A 15,953-nucleotide genomic window follows, 5' to 3' on the forward strand; every position below is an offset into this window, starting at 1 on the left:
GCTTCTGAGACTGCCGTCCGGTCCCGCGTCCCACTTCTGTCCCGCACGTAGCGCGCGGTGATGCCGTGGTCGCTGTGATCGACGCGGCCGTCCGTGCCCTCGCGACGCGCCAGAGGGATCCAAGGTGAGGACGTTCTCCGCCCGGCTCTGCCGGATGAGGGCGTCCTCGGGCGCACCGGCACCACGTGGGGAATCCCGCGCGAGACTCCTCAGCGCGCCGGCTGTCGCCCTGGCCCTCCTGGGCCCCTCCTCGCCGCGGCGCCGGCGGGCGTCGCGACCCGAGTCAGCGCCGCGGCGACCGACGCCTCCACCTTCACCAACACGGACGGCACCCTCAACGCGACGGGCACCGGCGACAAAAACCAGCCGAACGCCGCGAACGAGATCACTCGCTGATTTGAGTGTGTGCCGCTCCCGAGTCGTAGCGGTCGAGAAACGCGTTCGCCGGGAGGTCGAGCGCATGGAGTTTGGAGACACCTCCGTACCCGCGCCCACCTCCTCATCGCCGTCGGAGATCCGGTATGCCTGCACCATGTCGAGGACTTCGAGGCCGCGCTCCCCGGCGTACTCGGCCGACTCCCGCTCGGCCAGTTCGATGGCTTCGCCCAGGGACCGTGCCCGGAACAGCACGACACGCTCCTCGTAGGGACGGTTTTCGAAGGTCAGCCATCGATAGAAGGTTCTGGCGCTGTACCACGCCTTCGGCTCTTGCCTCATTGCGGTCCGTCATCCCCTCACAACAAACCCTGATCGTCGCAAAGACAGATCCACTGCCGCAACAGGCCCTACTTGGTGAGGTTCAGCAGAGGTGGTCGCATGAGGAGGGGAAGATCGGGCTGATCCTGGAACAGATTCGCAGAATCAGGATCTGAGCCCCCCGGGGAGCCGGGGCATTGGCGTCGTCGACGGCGGTCCCGTGCCCGGGAGCGTTTGGTCGATCTCGCGGTGGCCGGCGACCCGGGGCTGCTGCATGAGACGCCCTGCGGAGCTGGAAGAGCGACATCATCTTGACGGTCGTCACACAGACGCAAATCGGTGCGATGACGGAGTTGGCAAGCAGGCGCCGGTCGGAAGCCGCTGGCTGCTGCCGGTTGAACCACTACAGCACGCAACGGGCAACCCAGTGATCGTCGGCTGAGGGCTCACCAGTAGGCACTGTCGTCCCAGGGCAGGAATTCCGCGAACTCCACCGGGTCGTCGTCTTCGTCCAGGGTGGCGAAACCATGCGTGACCAGCGTGCCGCGTTGCCAGTCGAGGAGGGTGTCGATCAGGCCGCCCTTCAGTGGCGGGCCCTGGTCCGCGTGGCGGGGCCAGACGATCAGCGGCCAGGTGTCGGGATCCCCGCCCTCGGTGAGCCAGCCCAGGTAGTCGCCGTCGATGGAGTTGGCGAAGGGAAGGAAGCCGCCGGTCTCGGGCCAGGTGGCCAGCGGGTACCACTCGGCGTGGCCGTCCTTGAGTTGCCGGTAGGCGTCGACGGTGTCCCGGACGTGTGTGAGGAAACGCCGCTCGCCGGTCCGGAGCGGGGTGTGGAAACGCAGCCATCCGCTCCAGATTCCGGCGCCGTACTCGTCCATCAGCCGCACGTACTCACCGGGCAGCCGTGTGCCCAACTCGGCGAACAACCCCTCCCAGGAGCCGCCTCCGAGGTAGGGCCGCTCGGGCGGCGGCGACAGCAGCCGCAGCGCGTCCAGCCCGGCGCCGGTCTCCAACGCGACCCGGCGCTCGGCCTCGGTGAGCCGGGGCGGGACCGGCGCGGGCGGGGTCCATGCCTCGGCGTCGGGAAGGAACGCGGTCCGCGCGACGGTGCCCGGAAGCGGGCCCAGTAGCGGGCCGGGAGGAGAAGGGAGCTCCCAGGTGTCGCGGACGGTGTGCCGCAGATAGCCGCTCAGCGTCAGGTCGTACCGGTGCCAGGGAAGCAGGCCACTGCCCGGCACCGCCCCCGAGTGCCGCACGACCACCGTCCACTCGTCGGGGTCCTCGGAGGCCGAGGTGTCCCAGAACAGCACGTCGCTGCCCCGCGTGCAGCCCCAGGCCAACAAGCCGCCGGGGGCGGGGTGGACCAGGGGCCGCTCGGCCTCGGGCAGCTCCCGCGCCTCGATCCGCGCCTCTCGGTGCGTCTCGTGCAGCCACTCGCCGTAATCGAAGCGGTCCCGCTGCAGGCACGGCACGTGGACCCAGACGTACTCACCGAAGTCCAGCGGCCCGTACCGCTCGGCAAGCCGCTTGTAGTCGGCCGGCAGCCGCAGTCCGAGCCAATTCTCGACGGCCGCCCAGGCGATGGGCACGAGAGCCGGCGGGCGCTCGGTCGAGGGGGTGAGGAACGTGCCTATATCCGATGTCAACTGACGTCCTTCCAGCGTGCGCCATGTGCCCGGCGGATTCTTCCGTCTCCGCGGGCCGGGCGGAAATCGGGCGGCCAAGGGACGTGCCGCGTAGCGCCGACCGCGTGTGGATCGCGACGAGGCCTGGACGACGTCCGGGAGCCGGTACCCCCGGGGCGTGCCGAACGCTGCCTTTACACCCCCGAGGCCCCCTGACCGGTCGGCCGCCACCGGTGACGTTGCTCCTAGAGCCGTCCCCGCAGGCGTGGGAGGAGACGTGGGCGGCGCACCAGCGGGGAGACCTGCACGCGGCCACCGCTGGGACCAGCCAGATGGAGGCCCTGCTGGAGGGAGCAGTATGGGCCCCGCCGTCTACACGATCTCTTTGCTCATCGCCCGAGCCCAGACTCCGGGCACGGGCTGTGCACCGAGTCCCCCCGTTATGGTTTTCGCGGTCCTGCAAGGGGGCCACCGGCCTCCGGGCCCGGCATGACTGTGTCCCCTCTGTCGAACGCCACCGCCTGGCTTGGTCCAATGCCGGCCAGTTCGCGGGCGGCAGGTCTGCATAACGTGGAGGCGCGAGCACGGCGCCAATCCCCGGGGCCGCCACGGGCAACCACCCAGGGAGGGTGCAATGTTACGGAGCTACAAGCAGGGCGTGCAGCCGGCGCGGTCTTCGGACCCACCCGCGTCCCTCCCTGGGTCGGGCGCGGTGATCAGTGGCCCGCGACAGGCGTCAGTCCCGGGACGGCGCCTCAGGAGGAGGCACCGTAGCGGGTGGCGACCGCAGCGGCGCGGCAGGGAGGTGCGCAGCCAATGCGGGGCCAGGGCTTCCGCGTGCGCGGCGTGGTGCCACAGTGCCCATTCGGCGTGCTCTAGTCCCGGAAGACCAGGTCCAGCCGCAGCCGGCCGTCGGTGTCGGCCTCGTCGGCGCGGACGGCGAGGGGGGTGCCCGCCAGGTCCACCCGTACCAGCACGGTGACTTGGTCGCCGCCGGTGCGAAACCGCGCGTTGCGTTCCTGCCAGGCCCGGCCCAGATCGACCTCGTGCAATCGCTGCGCGGGTTCGTCGAGTTCCTCGGCGGCCAGAACCCGGGACAGCCGGTAGGTGCGGGGCGTGGGAGGCCAGGGCCGCGCGGATATGCACCACGTCGTCATGGGGGTTCAGGGCCACGTGACCGGCGGAGGGTTCGGGCAGTGCACCATGGAAGGAAGTGCCTCGAATCGCACACGGCAACTGCTTCCACACTGAGCGTTCTTACCCTCACCGCCTGCACGAGCGGCCCCGCCGGAACCCGCCCTGGTCCGGACCATCTCGCACAATGAGCCTCACCCCGGGCTCGCGTACGGTTGGCTTTGTCCACCCGAACGGGTTCTGGCTCAGGTTCTGTGGTCTGGCCGCGTTCAGGGACTGTGGGTGGGTGCGACAGTCAGTGAGGTTGCCCGAAAATGGCTGTGCGCAGGGCATCCCGCTTGCCGTGTCGCTGACGCCGGGCTGCTCGTCATTCAGGGGCCCAGCCAGTCTCTCGGCGACGAGAGCCAGCCGGCCACTCGGCGTGTAGGGGGCGGGAGGATCGATTTCCGTGCCGAGTTCGGTGATGGCGGCCGCGTAGTCAACTTCCTCCAGACGGCGGGCGAGCAGTTCGCGCACCTCACCGATGAGGCGGGCCACGAGGGTCGCGTCGACCGAGCCGGCGTAGTCGTCGACCGCAGCGTCGTGGTTGTCGAATTCGTCGTGCATGTCCTGCGAGAACCAGCCGCCAAGGAACTGGCCGAGCTCTGGGAAGTGGGCGTGCCACTCCCAGTGCGTCTCGGGCAGCGCTACGGGGGGTGGGACGCGGAGCGGCGGGCGGCCGTCGCTGCCCTCCTCGATGCTCCGCTTGATGTGGTCGGCGAGCAGCAGCAGCCACTGTTGAATGGCGCCCTCGCGCAGACCGATGTCCGACACGGGGTAGAACTCGCCGAGACGGTGACGCAGTCGGCCGGGTGGGTTCTGGGCGTAGGAGCGCAGCTGTTGCTCAGCGAGCGAGAGGGCCCAGGGTCGGGTGTGCCAGGTGTGGCGCATGTAGGCGGTAAGGGCCTGTCCGGGCCGGTTTGGCGGGCCTCGCCGTCCCAACTCAGGAGGACTTTCTCGACCCGCCCGTACAGCAGGTCCAGCTGCTCGTTGAGCGTCTTCATCTGCCTGTTTCATAGGTTCGTCCGCCTGAGGAGGGGTGTTCTGACGAACATCCAGCAGATCTGGCCACGAGCACCGTGGAACTGCTGGAACCCGTGGTGGAGGTCAAGGCGATCGTGCCCGAGGACGGTGTCTGCCCGGTGCTCGGTGACCCCGCGGCCCGGCGCGGCCGGATCTCGGGCTCCGTGTCCGGTGGGCTGGGGACGGTCCAGGTCACGGCGGTCGTGCCGCCGGCCGAGTTGTTCGGCTATGCGACTCGGCTGCACGGGCGGACCCGGGGCTGCGGCACCTTCACCACCCCGCCCGCGGCCCTCGCGCCGGTTCCGCCTTCGGTCGCCACCGCGGTGCTGACCTGATAACCGGAGGCCTCCCGCTCCGTCCCGTGGTGCCGGGGCGGGGCGGGGACGTGTACCGGCCTCCGTGGCCGGATCGAGGGCTCGTGGGGCGGGACGGGTGCGGCCATGATGGCCCGATGGACAGACGGGTGGACTTACGACCGGCCGAACGCGAAGCGCCGCCGGAGCACTGTGGCCGCCCCGGCGTCCCCGGGTCATCGGGCCATTCCGGGCTGCCCGGCCTTCCCCGGGAGGGGCCCGGTGAGGCGTACGCCGTGTCGGCCGAGTTCTACGACCTGTTGCACGCCCGTGCCTACCACCGGCACGCACTCGCCCTCGCCGCTCCGGCAGCCGCCGCGCGGCTCGGGATCGTCGAGGTCGGCGCGGGGACGGGCCTGGTCACCGGAGTGCTGATCGGCGCTTCGAACGTACCCGTCCACGCGGTGGAGCCCTCGCCCGCGATGCGGACCGTACTGCTCTCCCGACTGCACCCCCCGGTGGGCGGTTCCGCCGGGGAGCGGGTGACGGTGCACGCCTGCTCCGCCCTCGACCTGTCGCTGGACGGGTCGGCCGACCTGGCCGTCTGCCTGCGGTTGGTGCCCTGTCTACCGCCCGTCGAGCGCCGCGCGCTGTGGCGGGTGCTGGCGGGACTGCTGGTGCCGGGCGGTCTGCTGTTCCTGGACCGGCCGCCGTCGGGTCTTCCCGCGCAGCCGGTGCGGCGCGGGCTGGGGCAGGTCCGGCTGGGCATGGACACCTACCACGGGCTCCTCACCCAGTGCGCCGAGGACGGCCGCATCCGCTACGACTACTCCTATCTGGTGTGCCGCCAGGGGCGGGTCTTGCGCCACGCCCGGGAATCCTTCCTCCTGTGGCCGCTGCCGAGGCGGGAACTGGGCCGGGAGCTCGCGGCGGCCGGCCTCGTACTGGAGGAGGACCTGACGCCGGACGTGCTTCGAGCCCGCCGCGGTGCCTGACGGCGCGTGCCCCGGTACGGGCCTGATCCGAAGCCGCTGCCACATGGCGGAGCCGAGAGGCAGGCGCAGGACCGCCCGACGGGCCGCCGTCGCACGGCCGCCTGGACACGATCGCCGCGCGATCGCGCGCGCCGGGGTTCCGGCCGCTCATTGTTCGAACGGGCCGTCACCGCGACCAGCGAGGGCAGCTGTCCCTGGTCGTTCGCGTAGCCGCGAAAGCCGTTCTGCACGCTCCTGCCGGCACCGGGCCGTGATTGCGAGCAGAATCGGAATCGCCTTGTGCCACATCCATCGTGTGCCCCTCCAGCTCACGATCGTCGAACGGAGCCGGTGGGGGCGGTCAGGTGTGCTCCGGCCGGCCCCGACCCTGCTCTCGAACGTAGCGGCGCGACGACGCGTTTGGCTTGGACGAATGCGACCTCGTCCTAGAGGGCGAAGGCCTCGTCCACCGGGCGGGTGGCCGTCGCCATCCGGCCGGGGGTGAGGCCGGCCAGGGCTCGGAACTCGCGGGTGAGGTGGGCCTGGTCGGTGAAGCCGCACTCGGCGGCAATTCCGGCGAGGTCCACGGGGCCGCGGGCAAGCAGCTCCGCGGCGCGGCGGACCGGAGGACTCGGGCCGAGGTCTTCGGCGTGAGCCCGACCTGTTCGGTGAAACGGCGAACCAGGTAACTGCGGCGCCCCCCCCACTTCGTCGGCGAGCCGGGCGATGGGAACCGCACCGGCCGAACCAGAGAGCAGACACCACGCGTGCTCGACCTCGGGTGCGGGCTCCGGGCCGCGCCCGAGCCGGGCCAGCAGCACGGCGCCAAGCAGGTCGAACCTGGCGGCCCAGCCACGGGCGGCCACCGGACGCTCCACCAATACACCGGCCTCGGGGCCCAGGACATCGTCCAGCTCGACCACGAGGTTGGTCAACTCGCGCATGGGGAGGGCGAGCAGCCGGTAGGCACCAAGGGGGGGAACTCCAGGCGCATCACCTCCTGCCGGCCAAAATGTGCGCACCACGCGGGCCGGTCCTCCATGCCAACCGCCACCGAACCGATCCGGCCGGTGCCCGAGCCTGGCATTCCGAGGCGGCGGATCTGGCTGAACGGCTCGGCCAGGCCGAGCGTCAGTATGACGTGGCCGGTCGGAACCATCCGGACCTGGTAGGGCGGGGCCAGGTGGGAGTAGCCGGTGCTGCCGCACAGATGGGGCTGTAGTCCGGGGTGTAAGGGGCGGGTTACCCGTCGCAGACCGCCGGCACCGGAGACCGCAACCTCACGATCCACTCCGCCACCAGGTCCGACCTCACGGTCCACCAGACATCCCCTTCGCCCGGGACCCGCCAGACGGGGCGCATCCCCTCGCCCGAAAGTTCGTCGGTCACGAAGGTCTACGCTCGCCGGCCCGCTCGCACCAACGATATACAGAGCGCGTCGGAGCGTCATAGAGGTTGTGCTCAGGGGGGCAGGCTTGGTGGTTAGCCCGCCGCGCGAGCGGCCCAGGCCCTCACCTGCCGCACCGCCTCCACCTCCGACCGAGCCCGGCTCATGGCCACGTGTCGTCGAAGACCACTGACACCCCGCGGTTCCCGCGATGTCGCCAAGCACGCCTCACAGGCGGCGGTAGAGCCGCCGGACGACACCAGCGTCGGGAGGCTTCGAGCGTCTGGTCGGTCGTCACGACGCGATGTTCCGTTGGCTTCAGCACTTCATAGAGGTGGCCGAAGTGCTCCGTCTCCGCCATCTCGACGAGCACCGCCAGAAGCGATGCGAGGCACCCCGTCTCCTGCTGCTCCCGCAGGTAGCCGCGTCCCTCGTTGTAAAGCACGGTCCGGGCGCAGGTCGTCCGCATCCCACAGGAGACGGAGTGACGGAGTCTCGACTCGGCTGGTGTGCTCCCTTGCCGGATGCGCCGTCCGTGCCGGAGAGTCCCCGTAGGACCGGCCCCGCCGGTCGCGGCAAGGGACCGGGTGCGGATCGGCCAGTCGAGGGAGCAACCATGCAGGGCGGTACGGTCGCGGTGGTTGGCCGAAGCATCGCCGGATGTGCGTTCGCGTCAGCGGCGGCACGCGCCGGGGCGGACGAGGTGGTGGTGCTGGAGCGCACCCGCGGGCGGCTCGCCGACAGGGGGCTCGGGCTGTGCGTCCACGACGAGCGGGCCGCCGAACTCGCGGCGACCGGCGCCCTGCCCCCGGGCATCGCCACCCACCGACTGACCCGACGCCGGTGGGTGGTCCGACACCGCCGCCGGACCGGCCGGGCGCCTGTTCTGGGAGCAGCCGTTCCCCTTCCACTCGCCATGACCGCCCCTGAGCCGCCCCGTGGGTGATCACGTGACGCCCGGAGCCTCGGGAAGGTGGCCGCGCTCGGGACGCTCTGCCGCATGCCGTCATCACTCGGGGGGGCCTGGAGGTCGTGGCGCAGCACCCTGGAGGACCGCGGGGAGGGGTTGCAGCACGCGTCCGGGACCGTCGTGGGGGTGGTGGAGACGGTGCGCGACCCGTCGAGGGTGCGTCGCCGCGAAAGCCGATGAGGCCGTGTCGGCGACCCCGTTTTGGGCAGGCGCGGGTGCATGACTCTCCTTCTGCTGTTCCTGCTGCCGCTCGGACTGGCCCTCGTATTGCTGGCGACCGGCGAACCGCACAGGCACGGCCGGCACCGTCACACCCGCTGATTTCCCGCTCATTAGGACCCCAGCCGGCCGGGATGGTGGTCCTGTATGCCCTTCGGGCCCCCCGCTCCCTTGACCAACGTCCTACGAAGGCCGCAGCCGCCGTGTTCCCGACGTGCCGGGGAGACTCCACTGCCAGGGCACACGGCGCGGTGGGCCTGTGCGCGGTGATCGCGGCCCAGGTCGCCGGGCTCAGCCCGCTCCGCGGTGTCAGCCTCCCGCAGACAGTCGCAGACGCATGCGGCAAGACTGGTCGAGCGCGGTCGGACGGTGCAGGTCCTGGCACGGTACGAGCCGGTCATCCCCCGGAAGCGGCCGCAAGAACCGAAGGGGCGCACTGCCATGTCGCGGCCGCATGAGCACGAAAGAGCCCCGACCAGCCAGGGGGGAGAGGCTGGCCGGGGCCGGGCCCCGACTCGGCGGGGGGGATGCCGGGCAGGGCGTACGAGGGGTGCAGGCCCGGCGAGGGCGCTGCGGTTGTGCCGGGTGTGTGTTCGATGCTGCGCGAGCGCGGCCACCTGGCTCTGTCCACGCTACTCCCCCAACGGCAAGTCGAGGCGTGCCGCCGCACCCGTGTACGTGCGCGGCGGCGTGCGGGAGCGTCTCGGTCGGTACCCTCGCGCGCCCGGGTCGCCCACGTCAGCGAGTCGTCGGTCGCTCGGGGTCAGCGTCTGCTCCGGGACGCCGCGGATGTCGGCTGCTGGCCGCCGATGTGTACACACACCCAGCCTGAGGCGGGCCACTGGGCGAGTCTGGTGGCGAAGAGCGCGCGCACCCGGGTCCAGGAGGCCTCGGCCGCGGCCTTGTCGTACACAGCGCGCCCGCGTCCGGGGAGGAGGAAAGCGTGCTGCACTTCGGGGTAGACGACCGTCTCGTGGCGCACCCGGCCGCTGCCCGGGCATCACCGATCCGGCCGCGCTACGAGAGAGTGGCGGCGGCTGCGCGGCCCCGGCCGCCCTCGTCATCGGCGCGCCCGCCACCTCCGGGGGCTGCTCACCCGCCTGCCGAACACCAAGGCGGACGCGGCCGCGACCGACACCGCGCGGCCCGGCGACCGGTCGGGGCTGCCCTGAGCTCGGCAACGAGGTCCCGAGGTCCCGGTGGAGCATCACGCCGCCGCCGGTAGTCCAAGGACCGTGCCGGTCTCCGGTTCCGCGGAGAAGCTCGCGTAGTAGCCGTATCGCTCGCACAGCTCCGGATCAGCCCATCGGGCGGTGCGCTGCGTGCGGTAGTTGAACCACAGGTCGGGCCGTCCGGTGCGGTCAGTACGACGCGGGCGAGTGCCTCGTCATCGGGATGGTGGTAGGTGTCGCCGTTGGTGGACACGAGGTAGTGCCGGGCGGGGGCGGCTTCGAGCAGTGTCCGGGTCACGTTCCGCCGGCTACCGTGGTGCGGGAGTTTGAAGGCGTCCACGTCCAGGGTCCGCAGGCCGCGGTGGGCGGCCACCCCTTTCAGGCCGTCCCCGAGCACGGTGCCGAACGCGTCCGCCCCGAGCACGGCGCGGGCGCCACGGTGTTCGATCAGCAGCGCGATGCTGCTCCCGTTCGGAGCTGTCGTGTCGTCGGCGGTCTGCTGGGCGGCAACGGCGGCCAGATCGCCGAGGGGCTCCCGGATGTCGGGCCTTACGTCGCTCAGCCAGCCGCACCGGGCCTGGTCGATGGTTTCGAACCACGCGCGCTCCAGGATGGCCAGGCGCTCGTAGGTCGGTGAGAGCACGGTGATCTGCGGCCCGTCCTGGACCGGCACCTCGATGAACCCGAACTCGTCCCCGGTGTCGATGGGACCGCCGCCGAATGCCCGGTTCCACGGCAGTACGGGACCGACGGATTCCCCGAGCAGCGCCGCCACCAGGCTCTGCCCCTCGGCGACGCTGCGCTGCTCCACGCGGCCCTCCGAGGGCAGGTGCGGAGGGCCGTTGAACCAGTAGTCACCGACGTCTTCGGCGTACTCGCTCCGCAGGAACGGGAGCATGCCGCCTATGTGGTCACTGTCGATGTGGGTCACCACGGCGACATCGAGGTGCCGCTCGTCGGGTTCGAACCGGCTCAGTCTCTTTTCGAGCCGGGGCCAGGTGCCCGGAGGGCCGCCGTCGACGAGCATGCGCCAAGGCGGCCCGCTCCCCCGCGCCTTGACCCAGCGTGAGATGGGCCGCAGGGCAAGGCGGGTGAACATTCGGTGATTCGGTGTCCCGCCGGGGCATGGTCGGGGGATAACGCCGAGGAAGACAGGCAGTCGTCAGGGCTGCCCCACGCGCGACGAGGGTGGGACATGACGCTCACCGGCACCCGGAATCCGGAGAACCCACAACTGGCCGGTGGCCGGCCACAGCGACCTGATCGGCAGGCGAGGGCCAGGCAAGGGCGTTCCGCCGTCGCCTGTCAGGACGCACTGTCCCCGGTCCCGGCTACGGACGTCGGCGCAACCACCTGGCCTCGGCTGGTGGCAGCACGGTCCCGGTCACAGCCAAGCTCGTACGGCATGTCGGAGGTCAGACTGGCCTTCACGAAGATGATCGTCCCCTTTGTGTCGACCGGTGTGCCGGGCGAGAACTCGACCGGCTCGGGATAGTCGATCGTGCCGCGCACCACGCTGGTGGCGGAGAACCGGGCGTTCAGCGCGGCCATCGGCGTCAAGGGCGGGAGGGGTGCGGCGCTGCCGGGTACCAGGTCCAGCAGGTTCTGCCCCTCTTCCTTGAAGGTGATCTTCACTCCGAGGTCTTCGTAGGCGAGCGTGACTGCCTGCGCGAGGGTGGTGGCCAGCGGCGGCGTGTCCCCTGAGGAGTCGATGACGTAGATCGTCCGGCAGCGGAGCCGGAGCGGTTCGACCAGACCGAGATTGTCGAAGTGCCCGCCGTCCGTACACAGCAGCAAGGGAGTGGTATCCGAGTACCAGCCCACCAGTTCCTGGAGTTGGTACCGCAGCCGCCGTACCCGTGGCAGCCGCGGCATGATCCGGCAGGGCCCGTACTTCGCCAGTTCCGCGAGGTAGAGCGGGTTGGGGATCCAGGTGCCCAGCCGCACGTTGGACAGGGCGAGCAACCGCTCCATGAACATCGTCTGAGTGCCCATCGCGGAGGCGAAGGCCGCTCCTGACACGGCGACAGCGGACTGCACGGTCAGGTCGCGTCCGATCAGTGCGAGGGCCGTGTTTTGCAGGGTGTCGGTGCGGACCCAGCCAGTGTCGGGGCCACTGCAGTAGTCGGAGTCGAAGGCGAATGGCACGGCGGGGCGCCCGGGGGCGGTGCGGTTGCGCAGCGAGATGGCAGCCGCGGCGGCGAAGATGACCTGGGGGAAGCCCTGCACCCGCTGCGCGTAGGGGTCCAGCGGGGTCGGCTCGTGGTTGTAGTCGTACGGCAGGGCGCCCACCGAGCCGTCCTTCAACACCGCGCGCCGGACGGCGAAGGCACCTGCCAGGCGTTGTCGGTAAGGGGTGCAGGCTGAAGGTGGTCTGGTCGATCACGAGCGACAGCTCGATCAGGGCGATCGGGATTCCGGCCTTCCACCAGGTGTCCCAACTATCGGCGTAAACGGCGGCCCAGGACATGAGGGCGAGGTAGAAGAACGCGACCAGGAGCAGCACCAGCCAGCACACCAGCATTTTCACCCAGCCGGCGCCGACCTGAACCACGAGGGACGGACCACCCTTGCCGAACAGGCCCGGCTTGTCCCCGTCCGGCTTCAGCTCCTTCACCGTCTTGTGGACGACGGTGAACCAGGTGCCGACCGCAGTCGCCGCCGCCGTGAGCGCGGCGAGCAGCGACAGCCCCCTGCCGTCGTTGTACACCACCCCCTGCTCGTGCGCGAGCCAGGCGAAGAACCAGATCACCGCCGGAAGGACGATGGAGATGACGGCGACGCCAAGGCCATTGCCACGATCGTGTTCACGATGCCGCGCAGCCAGGCGGGGCGGGACTTCATGTCCCGCGCCCCTACGAAGGCGGCTCCCACGGACAGCAGACCTGCCAGGCCGAACAGGGCGAGAACGGGGTGCCAGGCGTGCGGATACAACTCGAAGGACGGCAGGAACACCTCTGGGGGCCCGGGACACTTCGAGACGTCCGGAACTTCACACGCCGGTGACGGCTTCGCCTGCGGCATGAAGCGGTGCAGGTCGGTCAGCGGAAGGTGCGAGTAGAACGCGTTCAGGAACTGTCCTGCCACGGCGAAGACCAGCGCCAACATGCCGAAGGAAACGGCCATACCCCGCAGCACTGCCCCCGCGGCGTGCATCCTCTCCTTGGGCGTGTCGGCCAGGTACTTGGCGTGGCGGCGGATGTGGTCCTCCTCCGGGCTGCCCGGCGCGAACGCGTCGGCGGGCTCCGCAAGGCCTGGCCGCACCGAAGGGTTCCCGTCCGCGTCCTTGAGCCGGGCATCGGTCAGGGCCAGCTGGAGGGCTCCGGCTGTGTAACCGCCTCCGGACACCGACACCGGATAGTCCGCCTTGAGCAGTTGCCCGCGTAGCGCCAGCAGTGCGCCCAGGGTGATCGAGGCCGACCGGATACCGCCGCCGGAAACGCAGAAGCCGAGCTCCGCAGGTTTTCGACCTGGCGGCTGGTACGCACGCGTGCGCCAACGGGTGACCGTGTTGTCGTCGGGGTCCTGAGACTGGGCCTGGTGTGGTTGTGCCGGGTCGGGGGCGGTCCACTCGGGCAGGGGCTCCCAGTCGTGGGGCGCGGCGGGCGGAAGGATCACGTCGGGGTGGCTCCGCTGGCTCTCCGTCTCGCCGGCGGGCCGATTGGTGTGGGCGACGACGGGACGGGGAGGGTTCTGACCCGCGCTCTCCAAGAAGGAGGGGTCCTGCACAGGACGGCAGTAGAGGGTGACGACGACCAGCGCGGCCGCTGCCACCAGCGGGGTGACGAGCGCCCACTTCACTTGGGCGAAGTAGGTCGCCCACTGCAGGTCCCGCTCCAGATCACGCTCCGCGGCCGTCCGCAAGACGCCGACCCAGGGCAGTAAAGGACCGTCCGGGGCGGCCTTGATCCGGTCCAAGGCCTTCCAGAGGAAGATGTTCTCCACGCAGTCCGCCGCCAGCGCGACAGGGGTGAGAATGAGCGCGCGTCGGGCCCACAGGCGGGTGGACTTCCGGTAGAGGAGCAGGTGCCCAAGTCCGAAGGCCCCTGCGAGGGCCGCTCCGTATCCGGGAATGAACCAGCGCCAGTCCAGCACGAGGCCGTCCTGGAAGAGCTTGGACCCGCCTCCGTCCTTCACGATGGCGCGGGCCGTATCTGCCGTCGCCGCGAACTGCAGCAGCAGTTCACCGTCCGCCGAAGGCCTGGCCCGGAACGGCGGATCGGCCCCGTACCAGAGGATCACGAAGAGACCGGCGGCAAGCCCGAACAGACACTCCGGACTGAGCGAGAAATGATAAAAGATACCGGTCAAACATGGTTTACCAGGGCCTTCACCACCTAAATGGAGCACATCCTGCCCGGCATCGCGAAGCGTTACTGGACTATGACAATTGCCAACCACTCAGCAGAGGTTCCGCATGCAAAAGCTGAGGTCCAACGCGTCGGCCGCAGAGACACGGCGGTCAAGTGGACGTTCGGAAGGCCCACTGGCGCCGATCGGCAACGGGCGCCTCACATCGGCAGCTGGTACCCGGGGCTGATCTGCGGGGCCCGGGTGGTCGCCTCGCTGCCGATCCGGCGGGCCGCCCTACCACAAACGCAGCGCCGTCCATCACCCCCACCCGACCACCGCGCCGACCCGTCCCCCGCCACTGCGGCCGCACACTCTCCCTGCCGCTCGCCGACCGGCCGCCCCCGGAGCTCCGATACCCCCCTCCCGTCGACGGGCGCCACCCGCTTCGCCGGTCCCCGCGAAGAGGTCGGCATAACCGAATCACGAGTGAGGTCTCCAGTTGTGCCCGGGAGTGCTCACTCGGCGGCCTCGCCTGCGTGAAACAAGCCGAGATCGGCAGGCAGACGTGTGTGCTGCCGCCATGGCCTGACGGCCGTAAGCAGGCCGACCGGATCTGTGAGCCGGCCGTTCAGACCGTAAAGGAAGACTCATGTCTCATCTCCAAGTGACCCGGCGAACCGCAAGCGCCATCCTTGCCCTACTTTGCGCCGTGGTCCTGTACCAGGCAGCGCTGACCGATCCCAGCGCCCATGCGGCCATCCGCCCCTCCAAACCCCGCGTCAACTGGGATGCGATCGCCCAGTGCGAGTCAGGTGGCAATTGGCATGCCAACACCGGCAATGGCCACTACGGCGGCCTGCAGTTCACCCAATCGAGCTGGAAAGCCGCCGGTGGCCGGAAATACGCCACCCGAGCCGACCTGGCCACGAAGAAGGAGCAGATCACCACTGCCAAGAGGTTGGCTGCCATGCAGGGCATGGGGGCTTGGAGCTGCGCCCGCCGGTAGAAGGCACCAGGGCAACCTCGGCCACGAGCGCGATGTCACGGGCACGCCCGCTTGACGCCCCGTCTCCGGAGCAGGCAGCGGAATTCGTCGACATCGTGACGACGGTCGGCGTACAGACGACGGCCTTGCGGCGGGCCGTGCCCGATGCCCCCGGATCCCGCCTGCACCGGGCCACCGACATGTTGCCGGGCACGGACGGATCCGAACGGGTGCGAGCAGATGCAGACCAAGGCCAGTTGTGCGGCCGGGCGCACCCTACCGGCTGGACGCGTCGTTCGTTCCCCTGGGTGCGGTACGGGAGGAAAGCCGCGGCCGGCCGGTGCACCTCGGCAGCGAGCACTCGGCCGACCGGCCCGGCCGCTACGACGCGAAGTCGTCCGTCTTCTCATGTCGCCGGAGACAGTGAGAGCGGCCCGCGCCATCCCTTTCCGCGTGGTCGGCGGGACGCTTCGGGTCCGCCGCGGTCGTCTCCGCCTTCGGTCCTATTGCATGCATACGCGGGGCGCGATTCCGCGTGACCGAAATGATTGACAGTCACATCGCCTGCACTCTGGGCTATTTCATTATTTGACGGTGCGTCTAATAAAAGGTTGCAGATTATCAAGCTTGAGTAAAGTCCCTGCATCCGAAAGTTCACCGAGATGGCCTGGACCAACATCAACGCATCCCTCAACTGCGCTAGCGCTTACACAATTTGACGTTCCATCACTTGCCACGGCCGATGGTTGAATCAGCGACATCTTCGGACATAGAGCAACGGCGTTGAAATCTGCCCCTGCCGCTCTGGCAGGATTCCCGCACCCAATCCACTGAAGGAAGCGGTGTGGTTATGTCTGCGTGTAGAAGCGTGTTAGGCCCGGGGGGCAACTCTCTTGCGCCGGCGGGCCGCAGGCGCCTTCGCAGGAAGCGGACCGCAGCACCCGCTCTCGCCTCCCCGGGTGACGTCGCATCCGCGTCCCAGCCCAAACCTGGCGGGCTGCCCCAAGCTGTGGCATGGATTCTTCGACTCCGCCGACCAGCATGCTCAACGACGGTCGCCGCTCACCGGGCGGCGGGCACCGGTCGGCGGGCGGATTCGGGCGAGCTACGCACCGGCCGCCACGTGCAGCCGACGCTCAGCTG

At 70.0% G+C, this 15,953-nt stretch carries 13 protein-coding genes; 4 read left to right on the forward strand and 9 right to left on the reverse strand.

All coding sequences use genetic code 11. From position 1 onward, the window contains the following. Nucleotides 1–1,142: 1,142 nt before the first annotated feature. The 3 genes from ACV7NM_RS01350 to ACV7NM_RS01360 form a co-directional block, all read right to left on the reverse strand. Nucleotides 1,143–2,342 carry an SMI1/KNR4 family protein gene (locus ACV7NM_RS01350; protein ID WP_463408450.1) on the reverse strand — a complete coding sequence of 400 codons (1,200 nt, stop codon included), beginning with the start codon at nucleotides 2,340–2,342 and terminating at the stop codon, nucleotides 1,143–1,145. 854 nt (nucleotides 2,343–3,196) lie between these two features. Continuing rightward, a complete protein-coding gene (locus ACV7NM_RS01355) occupies nucleotides 3,197–3,478 on the reverse strand; it encodes a hypothetical protein (RefSeq protein WP_463408451.1) in 282 nt (93 codons plus the stop codon). Between the two features lie 106 nt (nucleotides 3,479–3,584). Continuing rightward, entirely contained in the window at nucleotides 3,585–4,385 is an 801-nt protein-coding gene (locus ACV7NM_RS01360; protein WP_463408452.1) for a contact-dependent growth inhibition system immunity protein, read from the reverse strand. A 188-nt stretch (nucleotides 4,386–4,573) separates the two neighbouring features. On the opposite strand from ACV7NM_RS01360, the gene ACV7NM_RS01365 reads away from it, so the two are divergent. Together ACV7NM_RS01365 and ACV7NM_RS01370 are read left to right on the forward strand one after the other, a co-directional pair. Further along, the gene (locus ACV7NM_RS01365) at nucleotides 4,574–4,852 is read left to right on the forward strand and encodes a hypothetical protein (RefSeq protein WP_463408453.1); all 279 of its coding nucleotides are present in this window, start codon (nucleotides 4,574–4,576) and stop codon (nucleotides 4,850–4,852) included. Between the two features lie 254 nt (nucleotides 4,853–5,106). Further along, entirely contained in the window at nucleotides 5,107–5,805 is a 699-nt protein-coding gene (locus tag ACV7NM_RS01370; RefSeq protein WP_463408454.1) for a class I SAM-dependent methyltransferase, read from the forward strand. A 425-nt stretch (nucleotides 5,806–6,230) separates the two neighbouring features. Here the strand turns inward: ACV7NM_RS01370 and ACV7NM_RS01375 are convergent, their stop codons facing one another. Both ACV7NM_RS01375 and ACV7NM_RS01380 read right to left on the reverse strand, forming a co-directional pair. Further along, entirely contained in the window at nucleotides 6,231–6,728 is a 498-nt protein-coding gene (locus ACV7NM_RS01375; protein WP_463408455.1) for a helix-turn-helix domain-containing protein, read from the reverse strand. Between the two features lie 606 nt (nucleotides 6,729–7,334). Then, on the reverse strand, nucleotides 7,335–7,616 hold the full coding sequence (locus tag ACV7NM_RS01380; RefSeq protein WP_463408456.1) for a hypothetical protein: 282 nt from the start codon (nucleotides 7,614–7,616) through the stop codon (nucleotides 7,335–7,337). 171 nt (nucleotides 7,617–7,787) lie between these two features. On the opposite strand from ACV7NM_RS01380, the gene ACV7NM_RS01385 reads away from it, so the two are divergent. After that, nucleotides 7,788–8,117: a hypothetical protein gene (locus ACV7NM_RS01385; RefSeq protein WP_463408457.1), complete on the forward strand. Its 330-nt coding sequence runs from the start codon at nucleotides 7,788–7,790 to the stop codon at nucleotides 8,115–8,117. A 1,006-nt stretch (nucleotides 8,118–9,123) separates the two neighbouring features. Here the strand turns inward: ACV7NM_RS01385 and ACV7NM_RS01390 are convergent. The 4 genes from ACV7NM_RS01390 to ACV7NM_RS01405 all read right to left on the reverse strand — a co-directional run bounded on the left by ACV7NM_RS01390 (nucleotide 9,124) and on the right by ACV7NM_RS01405 (nucleotide 13,774). Beyond that, a complete protein-coding gene (locus ACV7NM_RS01390) occupies nucleotides 9,124–9,342 on the reverse strand; it encodes a dienelactone hydrolase family protein (RefSeq protein ID WP_463408458.1) in 219 nt (72 codons plus the stop codon). 110 nt (nucleotides 9,343–9,452) lie between these two features. Then, nucleotides 9,453–10,631, reverse strand: a complete 1,179-nt coding sequence (locus ACV7NM_RS01395) for an MBL fold metallo-hydrolase (protein ID WP_463408459.1) — start codon at nucleotides 10,629–10,631, stop codon at nucleotides 9,453–9,455. A 206-nt stretch (nucleotides 10,632–10,837) separates the two neighbouring features. Continuing rightward, nucleotides 10,838–11,824, reverse strand: a complete 987-nt coding sequence (locus ACV7NM_RS01400) for a hypothetical protein (RefSeq protein WP_463408460.1) — start codon at nucleotides 11,822–11,824, stop codon at nucleotides 10,838–10,840. A gap of 456 nt (nucleotides 11,825–12,280) precedes the next feature. Continuing rightward, nucleotides 12,281–13,774, reverse strand: coding sequence for a hypothetical protein (locus ACV7NM_RS01405; protein WP_463408461.1), 1,494 nt, complete (start codon nucleotides 13,772–13,774; stop codon nucleotides 12,281–12,283). Between the two features lie 700 nt (nucleotides 13,775–14,474). On the opposite strand from ACV7NM_RS01405, the gene ACV7NM_RS01410 reads away from it, so the two are divergent. Next, complete coding sequence (locus ACV7NM_RS01410) at nucleotides 14,475–14,831, forward strand: transglycosylase family protein (protein ID WP_463408462.1); 357 nt, start codon at nucleotides 14,475–14,477, stop codon at nucleotides 14,829–14,831. The last annotated feature ends 1,122 nt before the right edge of the window (nucleotides 14,832–15,953 follow it).

This window comes from Streptomyces sp. Tek67B01, from assembly GCF_055231995.1.